Origin of the sequence: Pedobacter gandavensis (assembly GCF_032677645.1) — a bacterium.
Taxonomy (GTDB): domain Bacteria; phylum Bacteroidota; class Bacteroidia; order Sphingobacteriales; family Sphingobacteriaceae; genus Pedobacter; species Pedobacter gandavensis_A.
Genome location: NZ_JAVTSB010000017.1, coordinates 39,939 through 57,204 on the forward strand (window position 1 = coordinate 39,939; position 17,266 = coordinate 57,204).

Annotated in this window: 17 protein-coding genes; 10 read left to right on the top strand and 7 right to left on the bottom strand. The window is 38.9% G+C overall.

Translation table 11 applies throughout. The annotated features are described in order from the left end of the window. Positions 1–3: 3 nt before the first annotated feature. The 4 genes from R2Q66_RS23480 to R2Q66_RS23495 all read left to right on the top strand — a co-directional run bounded on the left by R2Q66_RS23480 (position 4) and on the right by R2Q66_RS23495 (position 5,885). Positions 4–1,254, top strand: a complete 1,251-nt coding sequence (locus R2Q66_RS23480; protein WP_316753824.1) for a condensation domain-containing protein — start codon at positions 4–6, stop codon at positions 1,252–1,254. A gap of 164 nt (positions 1,255–1,418) precedes the next feature. Then, entirely contained in the window at positions 1,419–2,009 is a 591-nt protein-coding gene (locus tag R2Q66_RS23485; protein WP_316753826.1) for a TlpA family protein disulfide reductase, read from the top strand. Positions 2,010–2,036: 27 nt separating this feature from the next. Beyond that, entirely contained in the window at positions 2,037–4,283 is a 2,247-nt protein-coding gene (locus R2Q66_RS23490; RefSeq protein ID WP_316753828.1) for a response regulator, read from the top strand. Positions 4,284–4,361: 78 nt separating this feature from the next. Continuing rightward, entirely contained in the window at positions 4,362–5,885 is a 1,524-nt protein-coding gene (locus R2Q66_RS23495; protein ID WP_316753830.1) for an arylsulfatase, read from the top strand. Between the two features lie 66 nt (positions 5,886–5,951). Here R2Q66_RS23495 and R2Q66_RS23500 read toward each other — a convergent pair whose 3' ends face one another. Continuing rightward, complete coding sequence (locus R2Q66_RS23500; protein WP_316753832.1) at positions 5,952–6,167, bottom strand: hypothetical protein; 216 nt, start codon at positions 6,165–6,167, stop codon at positions 5,952–5,954. Positions 6,168–6,342: 175 nt separating this feature from the next. Between R2Q66_RS23500 and R2Q66_RS23505 the strand changes: the two genes are divergently transcribed. Then, positions 6,343–7,236: a TraB/GumN family protein gene (locus R2Q66_RS23505; protein ID WP_316753834.1), complete on the top strand. Its 894-nt coding sequence runs from the start codon at positions 6,343–6,345 to the stop codon at positions 7,234–7,236. 53 nt (positions 7,237–7,289) lie between these two features. On the opposite strand, the gene R2Q66_RS23510 is transcribed toward R2Q66_RS23505, so the two are convergent. Beyond that, on the bottom strand, positions 7,290–7,466 hold the full coding sequence (locus tag R2Q66_RS23510) for a DUF6496 domain-containing protein (protein WP_316753837.1): 177 nt from the start codon (positions 7,464–7,466) through the stop codon (positions 7,290–7,292). 196 nt (positions 7,467–7,662) lie between these two features. On the opposite strand from R2Q66_RS23510, the gene R2Q66_RS23515 reads away from it, so the two are divergent. Beyond that, positions 7,663–8,115 (top strand): hypothetical protein, encoded by a 453-nt coding sequence (locus tag R2Q66_RS23515; protein WP_316753839.1) that lies wholly within the window; start codon positions 7,663–7,665, stop codon positions 8,113–8,115. Between the two features lie 201 nt (positions 8,116–8,316). Here the strand turns inward: R2Q66_RS23515 and R2Q66_RS23520 are convergent, their stop codons facing one another. The 3 genes from R2Q66_RS23520 to R2Q66_RS23525 all read right to left on the bottom strand — a co-directional run bounded on the left by R2Q66_RS23520 (position 8,317) and on the right by R2Q66_RS23525 (position 10,409). Continuing rightward, entirely contained in the window at positions 8,317–9,147 is an 831-nt protein-coding gene (locus tag R2Q66_RS23520) for a sulfurtransferase (protein WP_316753841.1), read from the bottom strand. 35 nt (positions 9,148–9,182) lie between these two features. After that, complete coding sequence (locus R2Q66_RS23940) at positions 9,183–9,260, bottom strand: hypothetical protein (protein ID WP_410479448.1); 78 nt, start codon at positions 9,258–9,260, stop codon at positions 9,183–9,185. Positions 9,261–9,359: 99 nt separating this feature from the next. Further along, positions 9,360–10,409, bottom strand: a complete 1,050-nt coding sequence (locus R2Q66_RS23525; RefSeq protein ID WP_316753843.1) for a serine hydrolase domain-containing protein — start codon at positions 10,407–10,409, stop codon at positions 9,360–9,362. 944 nt (positions 10,410–11,353) lie between these two features. Between R2Q66_RS23525 and R2Q66_RS23530 the strand changes: the two genes are divergently transcribed. From R2Q66_RS23530 to R2Q66_RS23540, 3 genes are all read left to right on the top strand, one after another. Continuing rightward, a complete protein-coding gene (locus R2Q66_RS23530; protein WP_316753845.1) occupies positions 11,354–12,376 on the top strand; it encodes a hypothetical protein in 1,023 nt (340 codons plus the stop codon). A 133-nt stretch (positions 12,377–12,509) separates the two neighbouring features. Then, on the top strand, positions 12,510–13,292 hold the full coding sequence (locus R2Q66_RS23535; RefSeq protein ID WP_316753848.1) for a helix-turn-helix domain-containing protein: 783 nt from the start codon (positions 12,510–12,512) through the stop codon (positions 13,290–13,292). A gap of 64 nt (positions 13,293–13,356) precedes the next feature. Then, the gene (locus tag R2Q66_RS23540) at positions 13,357–13,893 is read left to right on the top strand and encodes a dihydrofolate reductase family protein (protein ID WP_316753849.1); all 537 of its coding nucleotides are present in this window, start codon (positions 13,357–13,359) and stop codon (positions 13,891–13,893) included. Positions 13,894–14,239: 346 nt separating this feature from the next. Here R2Q66_RS23540 and R2Q66_RS23545 read toward each other — a convergent pair whose 3' ends face one another. Both R2Q66_RS23545 and R2Q66_RS23550 read right to left on the bottom strand, forming a co-directional pair. Continuing rightward, positions 14,240–15,100 (bottom strand): NAD(P)-dependent oxidoreductase, encoded by an 861-nt coding sequence (locus tag R2Q66_RS23545; protein WP_316753851.1) that lies wholly within the window; start codon positions 15,098–15,100, stop codon positions 14,240–14,242. An 85-nt stretch (positions 15,101–15,185) separates the two neighbouring features. After that, the gene (locus R2Q66_RS23550; RefSeq protein WP_316753853.1) at positions 15,186–16,049 is read right to left on the bottom strand and encodes a helix-turn-helix domain-containing protein; all 864 of its coding nucleotides are present in this window, start codon (positions 16,047–16,049) and stop codon (positions 15,186–15,188) included. Between the two features lie 370 nt (positions 16,050–16,419). Between R2Q66_RS23550 and R2Q66_RS23555 the strand changes: the two genes are divergently transcribed. After that, positions 16,420–17,232 (top strand): oxidoreductase, encoded by an 813-nt coding sequence (locus R2Q66_RS23555; RefSeq protein WP_316753855.1) that lies wholly within the window; start codon positions 16,420–16,422, stop codon positions 17,230–17,232. Positions 17,233–17,266 lie beyond the last annotated feature (34 nt).

A 17,266-nucleotide genomic window follows, 5' to 3' on the forward strand; every position in this document is an offset into this window, starting at 1 on the left:
AGCATGAAAAGAAAACTATCGTTAATTGAAGGAACGATGTATGCAGGCGGTCAAACGGCCGTAAATGTTGTTTCTTCGGTGACCATTAAAGGGGGAATCCGGGAATCCGATTTACACGCTTCACTAGTAAAAGTTCAGGCCAGACATCCGTTGTTAAGTAGCAATGTTTGGGAAGATGAAGCAGGTATTTCTTACTTTGTGGAACAACATCCAATTCAAAGAATTCGGGTACGTACAGTTAACCGGCTAACAGACCAGGATTGGGAAAGAGAATCGATCACCGAATGTCTTACTCCATTTGACACAAAGAAAGGCCCCTTGGTTCGCTTAGTCTGGCTAAAATCTGAAAACATTTCAAATCTAATCTTTGTGGGACACCATTGCCTATGCGATGGCAGATCGATCCTAAACATTATGGATGAAACACTCTCCCTGTTAGGGCAGCCGGAAATGGAAATAGGTACCTACAAATCTTTTTCTTCTATCCAGAACTTTATCCCTGCCGAAATACGAGATAGTAAGGTCAACAAATTAAAAATTCAGTTATTCTCTAAAGTTGTAAAACTCGTCTTACTTGCTGTTACTTTTAAAAAAGAGATTAAAAGAGAAAAACCTTTTTTTTTACATTGGAAACTTAGTCAGGAGGAATCTTCAGTAATCATTGAAAAATGCAAATCTGAAGGATCATCTATTCATTATGCACTAAGCGTGGCTTTCTTAAGAGGGTTTAAAGAGCTAGAAACTGTAAAGTCGCATTCCAGACTTTATTGCGCGGTAGATATGCGGAAATTTCTTCCTGAGATTGAAGACAATATGCTCTTTGCTTTTCCGGTTATGCTAGGACTAAATCTACCCAATAAAAAAACAGCTGGTTTCTGGAATGAGGTCCGCGAATTCAAAAAGGACCTGACTAAAAAAATAGAAGAGATGAATGTTAATGCCCTATTGTTATACAGCGAATGTCTCTTACCTTCCTTACCCGGAATGACAAGATATGCTAAAGCCGATAAAGGAGCACATGATTTTACACTTTCAAATATGGGAAAGGTAAGTCTAAGCGAAAAATACGGAGCTCTTGAAATTGAATCTTTGCAATCTCCTACAACATTTTTTCCTTTTGGTAATCCCACAACTTTATCCAGCACTTATTTTAAGGGCCAGATTGATTTCATGTTGGCATCTGATGAGTATTTCATAAAGCAGGAAGACGCATTGGCCTTAAAAAACAATGCAATGAACATGATCATTCAATAGCTGCATCAGCCAGCGCTTCGGGCCCGGCGGTTAATCAGGGTATACCAGTAGCACACTTATCTAAATGCTTTTTTAGTGTAAAAACCCAATAATCCTTCCATTTAATATAATAAATGACGTTGTTTGTCTTACAAACACAACCTACCATTATTTTGTAGTTCCATATGAAAAAAGCGCTCGTTTTTTTTTGGCTCATATTTTTGTTTTCTGCTATTGGGTATCTATTTTGGTACAACGATATCATTTACCAATTGCCAACTCCGGTTCCTAAAGACTATAAATCAATTGAGAGCGGACGTTTGATCGTTCATGAAGCTTTGAACAATAACCATGGTAAACCTGTTTTCCTCCATTTTTTTAATCCAGACTGCCCCTGTTCACGATTTAACATGAAGCATTTTAAGTCATTGGTTAAAGAATATGGCGATCGTATTGATTTTAGAGTAGTGGTATTGAGTCCAAAAACTTTTACTCCGGAAAGCATCCAGGATAAGTTTGGTCTCCAGATCCCTATTCTATTTGATAAAACCCTTGCCGAAACTTGTGGGGTGTATTCTACTCCTCAGGCAGTTTTATTAGATCAGGATCAACATTTATATTATAGAGGGAACTATAACACCACCCGTTATTGTACAGATGAAAAAACGAGCTTTGCAAAAATAGCACTGAATGGTTTGTTGAAAAAACAAACTGATTTGGTTTTTACTGAGGCCGCACTAAAATCCTATGGCTGTACTTTGCCGGATTGTAAATAATAATTAACTTTTGAACTGATCTAAGCAATGATTTCGAACAATCATATTACTAATTCTGATTGCCAAAACCGCTTACTTTTCCTGGGCGTTAAGGAAAGAGCGGATCGTTTAATGAATTACTTTTTGTGGGGGTACTTCATTATGGGGCTAATCTTTGCGCAATTTTATGATACCTGGTTCATTGCATTTGGAGTAGGTGGTCTTTCTTTGCTGGCTTATTATTCCGTGAAATATTTTTTGCCATCATCCGATCTTTATCAATACGTTTTAAGCGTAGTACTGGGCGTTTTTATGGCACAGTATATTTACCAGATGCATGGACTATTCGAAATGCATTTCTTTGCCTTTATTGGCAGTACGCTGTTAATCAGCTATGAGAAATGGAAATTACAGATACCTATGCTCATTGTGGTGATGCTTCATCATGCGTTATTTGGCTATTTGCAAAATAGTGGGGTAAGCGGAATCTATTTTACTCAGTTGGATTATTTTGATTTGCAGACTTTTGTCATTCATATCTTGTTGTCCGGCATGATCTTTTTTGTCTGTGGATTATGGGCCTACTTATTAAGAAAATCTAATGAAAGGCAGGTTGCTCAGACCTTTGCAATAGCCGAACTACAAAAAGAAGCTCAACTCTTATCAGTTCAGAAGCAGAATGAAGAAGTATTGGAAAAAGCCAACGAGAAGCTTAAAGTATCTAATTTAGAATTAGAAAAAGCCAGAGCTGAAGCCGATCGGGCCAATCAGGCCAAAAGCATCTTTCTGGCGAATATGAGCCATGAGATTCGTACCCCTATGAATGGGGTAATGGGGATGGCGATGCTTTTAAAGGAAACTGACTTGAATAAAGAGCAGTATCTGTTTGCGGATGTGATTGCTAATTGTGGCGAAGCATTGATTAATGTCATCAACGATATATTGGACGTTTCTAAAATAGAATCTGGCAATATGGAGTTGGAGTCTGAAGATTTTATTTTGCGTAAGTGTATTGAAGATGTCCTTGATGTATTTGCCGTCAAATCTGCCGAACATCAGTTGGAACTAGTCTATCATATTGAAGAAGATGTTCCTTCGCAAATTGTTGGTGATCAGCTGCGTCTGAGGCAGGTGTTGATTAATTTGGTCGGAAATGCTATGAAATTTACTGAGCAGGGAGAGGTTTTCTTAACGGTTTCTTTGGGGAATGTTATAGATAATGGACAGTTCGAGCTGAAATTTGCAGTGCGTGATACCGGTATTGGAATAGCAGCTGATAAATTGGGTAATTTGTTTAACTCTTTTTCCCAGGTTGATTCTTCTACCACCCGTAAGTATGGCGGTACTGGCCTGGGTCTCGCCATCTCTGAAAAGCTGGTCAACCTGATGGGTGGCAAAATTAAGGTGAAGAGTGAGCTGGATCAGGGATCGACCTTCTCGTTTATGATGCGTACACAAATTGGAACTAAGTTACTATTGCCATACGCCAATACCAGCATGATTCAACATGGAGGTAAAAAGGTAATGATTGTTGATGATAATGCGACGAACCTGACCATTTTAAATAATCAGCTTGGACATTGGAACTTACAGCCTATATCCGCCAGTTCGGCTAAACAGGCATTATCAATACTATCGGTTGATCCGGAAATTGACTTAGTGATTACAGATATGCATATGCCGGGAATGGATGGTGTCATGCTGGCCAAGTTGATGAAGCTACGCTATCCATCTGTCCCGATGCTATTGCTCAGTTCTATTGGCGAAGAATTTGAAGAGAGTCAACGTGGTCTGTTTTATTCGGTAGTGACAAAGCCTATCCATCAACATGCCCTTAGTAAACAAGTCTCCAATGCATTGCAAATAAGTAGGGATGCCGCAATAGAAAAACAGGTGTTTCATAATAAATTGTCTGCTGATTTTTCAACACATTACCCTTGTGAATTGCTGGTAGCAGAGGATAAATTAACAAACCAATTGGTCATCGTTAATATTCTTAATCGATTGGGTTATAAACCCGACCTGGTGAAGAATGGGGAAGAGGCTATTGAGGCTGTTGATAAAAAAGAATATGACATGATCTTAATGGACATGCAGATGCCGGTAATGGACGGTTTAGAAGCAACCCGATTGATCAGAAAAAAGCAATTGAAACAACCGGTTATTATTGCATTAACAGCCAACACACTAAAAGGTGATGAACAAGAATGTTTAGATGCCGGAATGGACGATTATATTGGTAAACCTATTCGCCTGGAAGACTTGATGGATAAATTGGAGAAATGGTGTAAATAGAAGAAATTAACCTAATAGATTGATGTTTCACTCTGTGTACAATGAAGTGTTGTTTAAATTTTATATTAATATATTGTAATGATTAGATTTTTAGATGCTAAGATTATCTGTCTTCTTATCGTACTAACACCAGGCTTGGTGTTGGCGCAAAAACAGGTATCCAAACCTAATGTTATTTTTATTTACGCCGATGATCTGGGTTATGGAGATCTGGGGGCATATGGTGCAACAAAAATTAAAACGCCTAATTTGGATCGTTTGTCCGGGAGTGGCATTCGCTTTACAAATGCACATTCCTCTTCGGCGACATGTACACCTTCTCGTTACGCTTTGATGACGGGTAATTATCCCTGGCGGGTTAAGGGGACTGATATCTTATCTGGTGATGCGGCTCTGATTATCCCTTTGGATAGAATTACCTTGCCTAAGTTGTTCAAGAATGCAGGCTATAATACTGCTATTGTAGGGAAATGGCATTTGGGTTTAGGGGGAGGAGTGAAAAAGGACTGGAGCAGTAGGGTTTCGCCTGGACCTAATGAAACAGGTTTTGATTATTCCTTCATTTTTCCGGCAACAGCAGATAGGGTGCCTACCGTTTTTATGGAAAATCAGCGTGTGGTGGCTTTGGATCTTAACGATCCTATTGAGGTCGATTATAGAAACAAGGTGGGCAATGATCCAACAGGAAAAGACAATCCTGAATTGTTAAAGATGAAGGCTTCTCCGGATCATGGTCATAATAATACGATTGTGAATGGAATCGGCAGGATTGGTTTTATGAGTGGTGGTCAGAGTGCAAGGTGGGTGGATGAGGAGATTTCTACTACTTTTTTAACCATGGCTAAAAACTATATGAAACAAAATGCTGATCGAGCATTTTTCCTATATTATCCATTAACAGAGCCTCATGTTCCAAGAATGCCGGCTACAATGTTTAAGGGCAAGAGTGGGCTTGGTTACCGTGGTGATGCAATTTTACAACTAGATTGGACCGTTGGGCAAATTCTGGATGAGGTGGAGGCTCTGGGGATTAAAGAGAATACGATTATTGTTTTTAGTAGTGATAATGGTCCGGTATTGAATGATGGGTATCAGGATGGAGCTATAACGCAACAAAATGGTCATCTGCCTGCCGGGGTTTTACGTGGGACTAAAGGCAGTATTTTTGAAGCAGGAACCCGGGTTCCTTTTATGATATCAGGGCCTAACATTGCAAAAGGCAAGGTGTCTGACGCACTTATTGGGCAAATCGATCTTCTGGCCTCGTTTTCTAAGCTGTTGAACCAAAATATGCCTGTGGCTGAGGCGAAGGATAGCCAGGATTTATGGAGTACGCTGACTGGAGCTACTAAAACAGGCCGCAAAATCTACGTGGAGCATTCGGAAGGTTTGGCTCTTGTTAAAGGGGACTGGAAATACATTGAACCTAATGCTGGTGTTCCTTATAGAAAGTCAACGGATACTGAAACTGGTAATTCTCCAGAACCGCAATTGTACAATTTAGCAGAGGATATTGGGGAGAAGAATAATCTTGCTAAAAAGTTTCCTGATAAATTGAAAGAGCTGCAGAAATTATTGCAATTAGAAAAGGATAAGAAATAGATTGATGGTCTTTATTCAGGGTTAAAATCCCGCTTTGGCTGTGCAGAAAATAGCATTTCCATTTTTTTAGCTTTTGACCTCTGAGGTTTCTAGTTTCTTTTTGACCAGCATCATTATTAATGCAGCTCCGGCGAAACAGAACATCACCAATGGTGTACTTTGAATTCCATAACTGGCTATGAAAAAACCAGATACGGCGGTTCCAATAGAAATCCCCAGATTGCCGAAAGAAATGGAAATGCTATTTGCAAATTCCGGGGCTTCCGGGGCAGTTTCAATCATATAAGCCTGAGCGGTCAGGAAACATGGGGTTTGAAGAAATCCCCAATGGCGGTGGTTCGGGTTACTTGCTTGATCAGTACGTTGCGAAGAATTTAATAGGAGAGGCCTTGGTGCTATTTTTTGTTGATAAGAATTGTACTATATTGTTATCATTAAGATCTATAACTGTTAGTTTATGAGTTTCAAGTCCTTTCTACTGTTTGCCGCTATGTTTAGCGTAACGAGTCTTTTTGCCCAAAAGCATAGTACCACTTTGTGGGAAATATCTAAAAAAGGGACAAAGCATAAGTCCTATGTTTTCGGCACCAATCATGGAGTGAAAGGAGATTATTTAGATAAACTGACTGCGGTGAAGGAGGCTTTAAAAAACTCCGATCTCTTGATGACGGAGGCCGATTATCTGCAGAAAAAGGTGGTAGATACCAATAAGGTTAAAGCCTCCAGGTACATTAATTACCGGGAGTTTCTGGATAGTGCCTCGTTTCAGTTTTTAGATTCTGCGATGCTGAGTGTAGACAATCCATCTTTAGAGAAACTGAACTCAGAGGAGCTGCCCTTTACAAATGTCTTCGTAGGACTCTTCAACGGCAACGTGCTGGGTTTTGACAATCAGTCTGACCTTAGCCTCGATGCGGAGATTTATGAGGCGTCTGTGGCCTTAAATAAAAAGTTTCAATCTCTTGATTTAATAAGTAAATCTATGTCCAAGGAAAAGGAGATGTTAGACATCTACAAGCTCCTTAGCAGAGAATTAATCCTTTCCTTGAAAAACCCTGAGGAGATTAAAAAGTTAAAAAAGGAAATTGATAACTTTTACCTTTCGAATAAGGAATATGCCTTTAAGGAGCGTGTAAAAGTAAGGAAGACGGATATGGCTAAGTATGTTGATGAAAAGATTCTGCTGGAAAGGAATAGCCTTTGGTTACCTCATATCCTAAAGGCGGTTAATAATGGGCCAACATTTATAGCCGTTGGATTCGCTCATCTGAAATATAAGGAAGGGATTCTGATGCGCTTGGAGGAAAATGGTTATCAGGTAAAACCAAAGGACTTAATGATTGCTAATTAGCCAGATTCATAGGAATACTTAAAAACAAGGATAGATTTTTCGTAGCACAATTGTTAAGTCTTCTTCTTGGGAACTTTGGCACCTGCTTTTCTTGCTTCTGAAAGACCAATAGCAATGGCCTGTTTTTTAGAAGTCACCTTTTTCCCGCTACCTGATTTAAGTTTTCCTGCTTTCATTTCATGCATAACTTTCTCGACCTTCTCTGAGGCTTTTTCTGAATACTTTGCCATAATTAAAATTTAGGTTAGGATCATTGTTTTATGCGTATTGGTTGTTTTTAAATTCTCATGTTGTATATAAAAACAAGCGTGTGAAAAATTGGTTTTTACTATATTGGTTTAGGTGTGGTTTTTGTTGGAGTGCCTAAAAATATTTAGTTATATTTCATTATCATTGGACAGCAATGAGTCACTTTAGTTAATCCTTATGAAAACTCTCCTCTTTTTATTTTCTTTTTTTATTTTTTCGGGTACTGTTTATTCTCAAACAATTAAGCTTGACCTTTCTGGCAACGAAAAAAAACATATTTTTATCGTTCAAAAAAATGGCTTGAATTTACGATTAGATTCAAAAGGTAGGCTGCAAAATAAAGATGTTTCTACTTTTGACGGCATGGGTGATAAACCATTAAAACATGATGTGAACGGCCGATTGAGTGATATTGATGGTTTAGTAATAGATTATGATATTCATAACCGGGTTCGCCAAATAGGAGATGATCGAGTTGATTATGATATCAATGGCCGGATTCGCCAAATAGGAGATAAACGAATTGATTATGACATCAGTGGTCAGATTCGCAAAGTAGACGATTTAGGTGATAACCTCTTACTCCTTTACAAAACAATTCAAAGTTTTAACAATAAAAATGCTCATTAGTTTTAATATTTGAGCACTGACTTGCAATGCCACATGCTTCGCCTAGATGATCTAAGCCTATTTAATTAAATGACTGATTAAACCTAAATCAGACGAGAAACGGTTCGAGAAGCACCCAGTTGGCTCCACTTTTTTCGTATACACCTAAATCCCGGCATATACCCCTGTGGGGACTGAAATATAATTATCGTAACAGCAAATCTAAGCCAAAATCATTTTCTTGTTATTCCTGCTCCACTCGCTCCAACTACCCACATACAATTTTGGTATCTCTAAACCCGCATAGTCTATCGCTAAGAGTGTATGACAAGCGGTTACACCAGAACCACAATGTACAATCACATTTTCAATTTTATAATCAGTTAACACTTTTGAATATTTTTCTTTTAGAATTTCAGGAGCTAAAAAAGCCCCATTAGTATCCAGATTTTCAGTAAAAGGAATATTTATAGCGTTAGGTATGTGACCAGCAATTAAATCTATTGGTTCGGTTAAACCTGCAAAGCGATTTGCATCACGAACATCAATGATTGCATGATTATCACTGTTGGCAGCAACCTCCACTTCATCTATTTCTGCCAATGGCAACTGCCATTCAGTGAATTGATCTGACTCTGAGGGTTTCGCTGACGGAACCTCAGCATTTACAGCAAAGCCGGCTTTAATTGCAGCAGTATAGCCACCATTCAAAACCTGAACTTTTTTGTGCCCTATTGACTTTAACATCCACCAGAATCTTGCTGCAGCATTAGCTCCGTTTTTATCATCATAAACAATTATATGCATATCTTTTGTAACTCCATATTTCCCTAAAAGCTGTGCAAAATGCTCAAAAGGTGGTAGCGGATGCCTACCACCAATAGCGAAATCTTTAATAGCAGCCAGATCATTATTTAAATCCAAATAAAAGGCGCCATTTAAGTGTTGTTCATCATACCTTGATTTCGATCCTGCACTTACATCAAATAGGATGAAATCGTTTTTACCCAGTATAACCAATTCCTCAGGTTGTATAATTGATGATAGTTTCATAGCCTTTTTTTAATTGTGAATATATAAAAATATGATTACTTGTTAATTGTTATCCTGAGGTAGATAGGGGTAAGACCATTGGAATTGACCTTTGATTTTTTCGGATAGAACATTTTGTGTATTTTGAATGAATACTAGCGGAGAGTGGGGGATCGGTGTAAACTGATTTAAAGCACTTCTTAGCCCGTTATCTCGGCCAAAAAACATTTATGCTATTTTATCTCGGGTAGTTTTATCTCCTGGTTGTAGATAATACTTACCAAATTCTCTACAAAGAGATTGGTGGGGATTCTTTCTCCATTGGTGGAATAGGAGATGGATATTTTATCCTTTGGATTATATATAAGCCGCGAATGGGAACCAAGAACATCACCGCTGTGCCCGAAAAATAGGTTTTCTCCATAAGAATATAGTGCGAGTCCTCTTCCCCAATCTTCTCTTCCTATAATTGGCCTCATCAGTTCCAAGGTTTCTTTCTTTATGACTTTGTACTGGAACAGGCCATTGATAAGTTTGTTCATATCCTTGGTCGTACTTGCGATATCTCCAACACCGATCACGTTGTGGTATTCTATTTCTTTGATCTCATTCCAGTTTCCATTGAATTTATAAGATTTGAAGGTATTAAGAGGATTTGATCTTATCGAAGCAAAATTTCTAAGGCCAAGTGGTTTTGCTATTTCTTCACTAACTATTTGATGGTAGTCTTTTCCGTATTTTTTTTCAATAATGATCCTTAGCAATATGTACGCCGAGTTTGAATAGGCAACCTTTTCATTGGGCTCAAAGCCCACGCCCTGTTTTTTTATTTCATCGAGAATCTCTTTCTCGCTTACCTTTTCGATCACCCAAATGGCGCCCTCCTTTATGGCAAAATTCCCAAGCCCACTTGTGTGGCCCAGCAGGTTTTTAATGGTTATCTTTTCTGAATTTGGTATTTCTGGGTAAAAGTCTGATAACTTGCTTTCCAATCCTAATTTGCCATTTTCAACCAATTTTAAGATCAAAGCTGCGGTAACCATCTTCGTCACGGAGGCAATCTGGTATTTGGTTTCTTTGTTGTAGTTTACGTTTTCCAATTTTCCCTGTCCGAAACTTCTATTGTAAACTTCGCGACCATTCTTGTAAATTGACAAACTGCCAATTCCGCCATTATTGTCTTCGATATAGGTTAGGTAGTCATTTATTTTTCCTTTATCGACTCCTTGTGAAAATAGGTTCCCTGAAATAAGTAATAAACAAGTCAGTAATTTTAGTTTCATTTCTCATTTTTTTATGGCATGCATTTGTGCCATGGTGATGACATAGTTATGCGAAGATATCGTTTTCTGGACTAAAATTTGCCTTTGTTTATTGGTAATAAATATTCGCATTTTACCTAAACTGATGCGGATTCAACAGGTCGATGTACAAGCCCAGAACCTGATGTGATTGGATTTAAAAAATAACGGGCCTATTAGGTATGACAGTTAAGGTAGACGAAGAATCAATTTGCCATATTGTTCATAATCATTGATTAGGGCTGATTCAGTCAGGAAATAGCTGAAGAAGCAACCAGTATGGATTACAAAGTAAATGATAGTTTTACTAGCCCACAGTTTATGAAATGTCCAGTGCATTTAGCGAAGAGTGGGGGATCGGAATAAACCGGTTTTAAGTACTATTTATCCCGTATTTATATCTTTTTTGCTCTTAGGGCACTTGATTGGGGTACCGCCAAAACAACACAAAATTGCTATTCCTTGTATGCTTACGATTTACGCAAATAATTGGAATGAAGAAAATAAAACATAAGAGGGTTTTGTGTTTTTAGCAGAAAATTTATTGGCCTTAATAGTAGTGTAAAGGCTGTTTTTTGATTCGAGCCCACTCAGATTTTTTGTTCCGATAAACTTGTGAATTCCGATTCAGTATTAAAGATTGGAATAGGAGTATAAGAGAACGATGTTATATAAACTTTATGGTCTGAAGTAGTAATCATTTGAGAAAATACAAAAGTGTACATCAGAAAACGACCGTTTTTTGATAATGTGAATTTGATAAACAGTTCCTTTAGCTAATTTTACAGGATTATTTTTAGATTTGATTTATAGAAAGAATCTACTTTATTAGGCCTATAAGCCCATTTTTGGGTGGATAGGCCTGAACGCGTCAGACCTATATATAAGTTAGTGGTAATTTTAAAACGACCTACAGAAAATTGACATTGGCAACTAAAAATAAAAAGGCAAAAAGAAAATCGGCTGGAATTAGCCTGACACCATTTTTAATTATTGCAGGTATAATAGGTCTTGCCTTGACAGTTTACATTGGCTATCGAGCATCAATAAGTGACAGAAAATTGCTTTCTATTAGCTTAATTGCTTTATTCGCTGGGCTCCTTTTTGAAAGTATTAGAGTTTCGGGCAGTTGGAAAACAGTAATTGCAATTTTTGTTGGAACATACCTGTTTAGTTTATTTGCTTTTTTACCAGGTAAACATGAACACGCCTACAATTTTGAAAATCACATTGAGATGTGGCCATATTTCTTCATTTTCATTTTTGCTCTGTTTTTTGGAATTGTGTACAAAGATAAAGTAACTGCCAAACTTACTGAGGGAATTACTTTACTGCTCTCAATTTCGCTAATCTATTGGGCAGTCGACTATGGATTTATGAACTACCAAAATTGGTTTTCAATTTCATTAATAACAATTGGTTTACTGCTTTCAATCTTCTCAATAATTAATGCATTAACACACATACACCTTTCAAGGATAAACAGACTAATACTAAGTATTTGGAGTACTGTTGTAATGTTCGCATTTGCAGTTGACAACATTATTCATGTATTCAGCAACCCCGATATTGAAAGTTCATATATATCAGACGGACTTTACATAAGCCTTCAATATTTTTTGTTGGGAGTTTCAGTGGTGTATATAATGCAGAACTATATGTTGCTAGCGGCATTTTTACCAAGCAAAAATAGTAATTACAGACGTGACCTTAAAGAAAACAAGAAAGACCACATTGACCGTTACTCAGATGAGCAGGTAAATATTGGACAATCTTTATTTTGTATCGTATTTACTGGGACAGTTTACTTGTTAAATCATAAATTTCAATTATTACCTAGACATACAATGATTTGGCTTGTATTCCTGACTTTTCCACTTATATTACATCTGACAACATTAATCAATGGAAAAAAAACTACCGCTAACATAGTTCAAATCGGTGATTAAACATAAATCCGACAGGAAATCGTTCGAGAAGCGCCCACTTGGGTCCACTGTTTAAAAAGCCGTTTTTCGATAAGATGAACGGCTTTTTGATTTTACTGTTTTGCCGATTTACTATTATCTATATTTGCAAGGTATGCGTATAAAATCATATGATATTATCCCTGACTTACAGCTATATATAAAACTGATATGCACGATGGAGTGTGAAAATGATGTAGACACAAGTTGTATTCGTGTGTTGCCCGATGCTTGCGTAGAACTGTTTTTAAACTACACAAGTACACCTGTGGCTATCATTGGTGATGAATTGCATGAACGCAGTATTGTTACTTTTCGGATGAGCCGTCCTACAGATATTCAAATGCGGAAAGGGACTGGGGTAATTGCGATTTGTTTCTACCCGGGTATGGCATATAAGTTCATTCAAGCCCCAATGCATGTATTATCCGACACGACTACCTCTCTTACTAATATTTGGGGTTGTATAGCAGCGGAGATAGAAGATGAAATGGCAGGATCCAGCAATAATGAAGTACGTGTAAGTCTAGTACAAAAGCACTTGTTTAAGGAACTGGCTAATGGTAAAGATGATTTGCAGATAGCACATTGTATAAAGCAGGTAGGAGTGTCAAGGGGGGGGATTTCTGTGGGAAAGCTTGTCTGTGATACCGGGCTCAGCCAGCGTCATCTTTCAAGAAAGTTTCAGGAGTATGTAGGTTTGTCACCAAAAGAATACCTGCGTGTTTCCAGATTTATACTTTCACTTGGTCATCTGAAAAGATATCCTGTATTTTCTCTTACTGAAGTTGCCTACAAAAGTGGATATTACGACCAAGCTCACTTTATCCGCGATTACAAGGATTACACAGGCTACACACCGGGGCAACTGGTGCGGGCCAGGCATATCCTATATTGATGTCCGTTTTGTACAATTAATCGAATTTGAGTCTACGCATTTTTGCAAAATAAATATTAACATTATGCGAAAAGTAATATTGGGATTGGCTATAACATTGGATGGATATATTGAAGGACCTAATGGCGAGTATGACTGGTGCTTTACAGACCAGGACTACGGATTAAAAGAGTTTTTTAAGCGCATTGATGCGATCTTCATTGGCCGTAAGAGTTATGAAATTATGCAGCAGCAGAGCGATAGCAGTAATGGAGAGGCTATACCATGGATGCCTGTGTTGACTGAATACGTATTTTCCAAAAAGTTGACATCCGTAAAAGAAGGTGCAGTACTGATATCGGGAGATAGTATTGCTGAAGCGCGAAGAATAAAAAGTCAGCCGGGCAAAGATATCTGGCTATTTGGAGGTGCTTCGCTATATGATGCTTTCATGAAGGAAGGGTTGGTGGATGAATTGTGGGTGTCTGTGCACCCCATATTGCTTGGTAATGGTAAGCTACTGTTCCGTGAACAGTCTGGTAGAACCAGACTCAGGCTACTGGAAAGTATAACATATGAGACTGGGCTGGTATCAATCCGTTATAGCGTCGAAAATAACTAAGTATCACCTTACTTTTTGTCCTTTAATTCTCTGTTTCTGTAATGGCTGTTAATAATTAACAATTCAAGTTGACTGACATTGATTGATTAAAACGCAAATCATGGTTCGAGAAGCACCCATTTGGGGCCACGAGAGGCGCACTTAATGTGCGCCTTTTCTGTTTAAAATGCATCTTAACCTGCTCCTTTTGTATTATTGTTCATCTTCGTATGGCCTAACGCCTCAACAAAAATCATTGCCATGCCTTCATTTTCCAATACTTATTCCTAATCCCTGAAAATGTATGACCGGCAGGACAGATTACCGTTATACCAGTTCCGTTCGCCAGCATTAACAATAAGGCGCATTACAATATATCCAGATCACGTGCCACATAGTAGCTGGGGACCAACGGCCGGAAGCCCGTCCAATTCCTTAGTTTGGAAATGTCCTGGATGCCTTCAAAGGGGTCAGTCAACGGTACCTCTTCAGCATCAAAAGCTTCAGCTGCCTTTCCGACAGAATCGGCCATTTCATAAAGAGTTATAGGAGCGTCATCGGCAACATTGAATATTTGCCCATCCAGTCCATGGGTATTTAGTAACAGCGACAATGCCTGTGCAACATCCAGATGGTGTACCATATGCATCCTTGATCCCGAATGACGTTTTAATTGTTTCAATAATGGAATGATCTCAGCAATATGAGGATCTTTATCTCCATATACGAAGGCCAGGCGCAATATGCGTACATCAAGGCCCTTGTCTTGGTGCAACTTCAATAATTGCTGCTCCGCGGCAATTTTGCTGGATGAATAAGCTCTGGGATCATTGATATCTACATTTTCATCTTCCCTTGCAGGGCGACGATATCCTGAACCATAAACGTTGCTGGTACTGGTAAAGATGAATCGTTTCACACCTGCCGCCAGCGCCGCCTCTGCCAATGCGATGGTACCCTCGCGGTTTGTTTTAACGATACCTTCATTATCCGTAAAAGTTCGAAAAAGGGCCGCAAGATGTATTACTGCGTCCATGCCTGTTACAGCGTTAGGTAAAGTGGCTGGATTATATAGATCTCCTATAATTACTTTCGCACCAAGATCAGCCAATTCCGATGCTTTTATTGCATCTCTTGCCAGGATTGAGACGTTGTATCCCTTAGCCAAAAGGCGTGGAACAAGTCTGCTGCCCACTTTGCCTGTTGCACCTGTCACTAAAATCTTCATATGTTTTTCTGATTAGTTTTACAAGACAAAGTTGCAACCAAAATGTGAACGCGACGATTCACAATCAAACCAATACTTATGATTTTCAAACTTTCCGGAAAGAGTTTGGTGTAGTACCCGTAATCCTTTTAAAATAGTTATTGAAATAGGCCGGGTATTCAAAACCCAAGGCGTAGCCAATGTCGGCTACGCTCCAGTCAGTATGCTGTAAAAGGGCTTTAGCTTCGGCAATGATCCGTGATGCGATGTAAACGGAAGTTGGTTTACCTGTTACTTGTTTTACGGTGCGGTTCAGATAGTTCACATGAACGGAAAGATCCGCTGCAAAATCTTGAGCAGTCCTCAACTTAAGTGGCTCACTCCTATGTTCAATGGGGAATTGCCTTTCAAGCTGGTCAACAAATAAATGGAAAATCCTGGTGGACGCATTTCTTATCGGCAAGGCATTTTGTGATGGTTGTATCCTTAATGCTTCATGGATAATAAGTTCAATACAATTTCTGATAAGATCCGCCTTGTAAGGATATTCACCTGTATATATTGACACCATTTTTTTGTAGATGCCCGTCATAAACAGCACTTGTTCCTCGTTGAGCAAGACTACCGGATTATCTCCGACGCTAAAAATGGGGGAGTCCTGCAGTGCTCTGTTATTGATAAAATGTTCTGTAAAAATGCACGCATAGCCACTTGTTCTGTTGACGTAGCGAACAATAGAATGTGTCACTTTTGGGTTGACAAAAAATAGCACAGTTCCTTTTATTTCCAGCAACCGTCCTCCATAGTCAATTGTCATATCGCCCTTAACTAGTCCCATTTTATAAAAATCCCTTCTGCCCGTCTTTACAGGCACATCTGCCGTAGCTGATAGCTCGTGTACTTTAAAACCTGTTAGACGTAAGTCCTCCATATTTAAGCTGGGAATATAAGGTGATTCTTGAAGTGCCATACATCAAAGTTAAAAAAATCAGTCGTCAGGCTAACAACTTAAAAGAACAACACGTTAAGCCGGATTAAAAAATCGACTATTATTTTAGTACTAACAAGGTTACCATGGAGCTTCGCAGTCCCTGCAAATCCTCTCCTTTGTTCATACTGCTAAGATCCTCTCCCACACTTCTCTAGCTGATAATCCGATTTGAGAGGCTACAAATAAACAGTGAACAATGCTCAGGAATTTACAAGGAACACAAGGTTTACTAAAAGAAATCTTCCTTCAGCTTATGTCAAGATTGGACTTTTCAACAAACAAACTTGGACTTTTGAACAAACCACACCTTGTAGGACTACATTAACTTTGCAGTATAAACCTTATAAAAATGAAAAAAACAGTTTTAGTAACGGGCGCCTCGGCCGGGATTGGTAGGGCAACCGCAATTTATCTGGCTCAGAACGGTTACCTTGTTTATGGCGCGGCACGCAGGATGGATAAAATGCAGGACCTGAAACCCTATGGGATCAGACCAATCGCACTTGACCTTGCCAATGATGAAAGCATTACCGTATGTGTCGGTGAGATTTTCAATGAAGTGGGAAGCATTGACATATTGGTAAATAACGCAGGTTTCGGCTGTGAAGGTGCAATTGAAGACGTAACGATGGAAAAGGCCAGGTACCAAATGGAGGTCAACGTTTTTGGCGCCATGCGCCTGAGCCAATTGGCGCTACCGGAAATGCGGAAAAAAAACTATGGCAAAATCATCAACATTTCCTCGGTTGGGGGAAAAATCGCCTTGCCCTTGGGCGGCTGGTACCACGCTAGCAAATTTGCAATCGAGGCACTAAGCGATTCGATGCGAATGGAAGTCAGGCCCTTCGGAATAGATGTCATCGTTATCGAACCGGGTGGAATAAAATCGGAATGGGGTAACATCGCTTTAGAAAGTCTGGTGAATGTTTCAGGAAACTCTGCCTACAAAGAGATGGTCAAGGGAGCGGAAAAAGGTTTTAGGCAAACGGAAAAAAATAACTCCGAACCCATCGTGATTGCAAGGCTGATCAAAAAAGTGATAGAAGCAGTAAGACCCAGCACACGATATGCCGGTGGTTCCATGGCAAAGCCGATGTTGTTCCTTCGAAGTATACTTCCCGATAGGATACTGGATAGATTGATCTTGAGTCAGACCAAATAATGGCCCTACAATAAGACTCTGACGTTAGGTCATT

Bases quoted from the DNA above. Each gene is read 5' to 3' on its own strand.
- R2Q66_RS23480 (WP_316753824.1), top strand. From the start codon at position 4: ATGAAAAGAAAACTATCGTTAATTGAAGGAACGATGTATGCAGGCGGT.
- R2Q66_RS23485 (WP_316753826.1), top strand. From the start codon at position 1,419: ATGAAAAAAGCGCTCGTTTTTTTTTGGCTCATATTTTTGTTTTCTGCT.
- R2Q66_RS23490 (WP_316753828.1), top strand. From the start codon at position 2,037: ATGATTTCGAACAATCATATTACTAATTCTGATTGCCAAAACCGCTTA.
- R2Q66_RS23495 (WP_316753830.1), top strand. From the start codon at position 4,362: ATGATTAGATTTTTAGATGCTAAGATTATCTGTCTTCTTATCGTACTA.
- R2Q66_RS23500 (WP_316753832.1), bottom strand. From the start codon at position 6,167: ATGATTGAAACTGCCCCGGAAGCCCCGGAATTTGCAAATAGCATTTCC.
- R2Q66_RS23505 (WP_316753834.1), top strand. From the start codon at position 6,343: ATGAGTTTCAAGTCCTTTCTACTGTTTGCCGCTATGTTTAGCGTAACG.
- R2Q66_RS23510 (WP_316753837.1), bottom strand. From the start codon at position 7,466: ATGGCAAAGTATTCAGAAAAAGCCTCAGAGAAGGTCGAGAAAGTTATG.
- R2Q66_RS23515 (WP_316753839.1), top strand. From the start codon at position 7,663: ATGAAAACTCTCCTCTTTTTATTTTCTTTTTTTATTTTTTCGGGTACT.
- R2Q66_RS23520 (WP_316753841.1), bottom strand. From the start codon at position 9,147: ATGAAACTATCATCAATTATACAACCTGAGGAATTGGTTATACTGGGT.
- R2Q66_RS23940 (WP_410479448.1), bottom strand. From the start codon at position 9,260: ATGTTCTATCCGAAAAAATCAAAGGTCAATTCCAATGGTCTTACCCCT.
- R2Q66_RS23525 (WP_316753843.1), bottom strand. From the start codon at position 10,409: ATGAAACTAAAATTACTGACTTGTTTATTACTTATTTCAGGGAACCTA.
- R2Q66_RS23535 (WP_316753848.1), top strand. From the start codon at position 12,510: ATGCGTATAAAATCATATGATATTATCCCTGACTTACAGCTATATATA.
- R2Q66_RS23540 (WP_316753849.1), top strand. From the start codon at position 13,357: ATGCGAAAAGTAATATTGGGATTGGCTATAACATTGGATGGATATATT.
- R2Q66_RS23545 (WP_316753851.1), bottom strand. From the start codon at position 15,100: ATGAAGATTTTAGTGACAGGTGCAACAGGCAAAGTGGGCAGCAGACTT.
- R2Q66_RS23550 (WP_316753853.1), bottom strand. From the start codon at position 16,049: ATGGCACTTCAAGAATCACCTTATATTCCCAGCTTAAATATGGAGGAC.
- R2Q66_RS23555 (WP_316753855.1), top strand. From the start codon at position 16,420: ATGAAAAAAACAGTTTTAGTAACGGGCGCCTCGGCCGGGATTGGTAGG.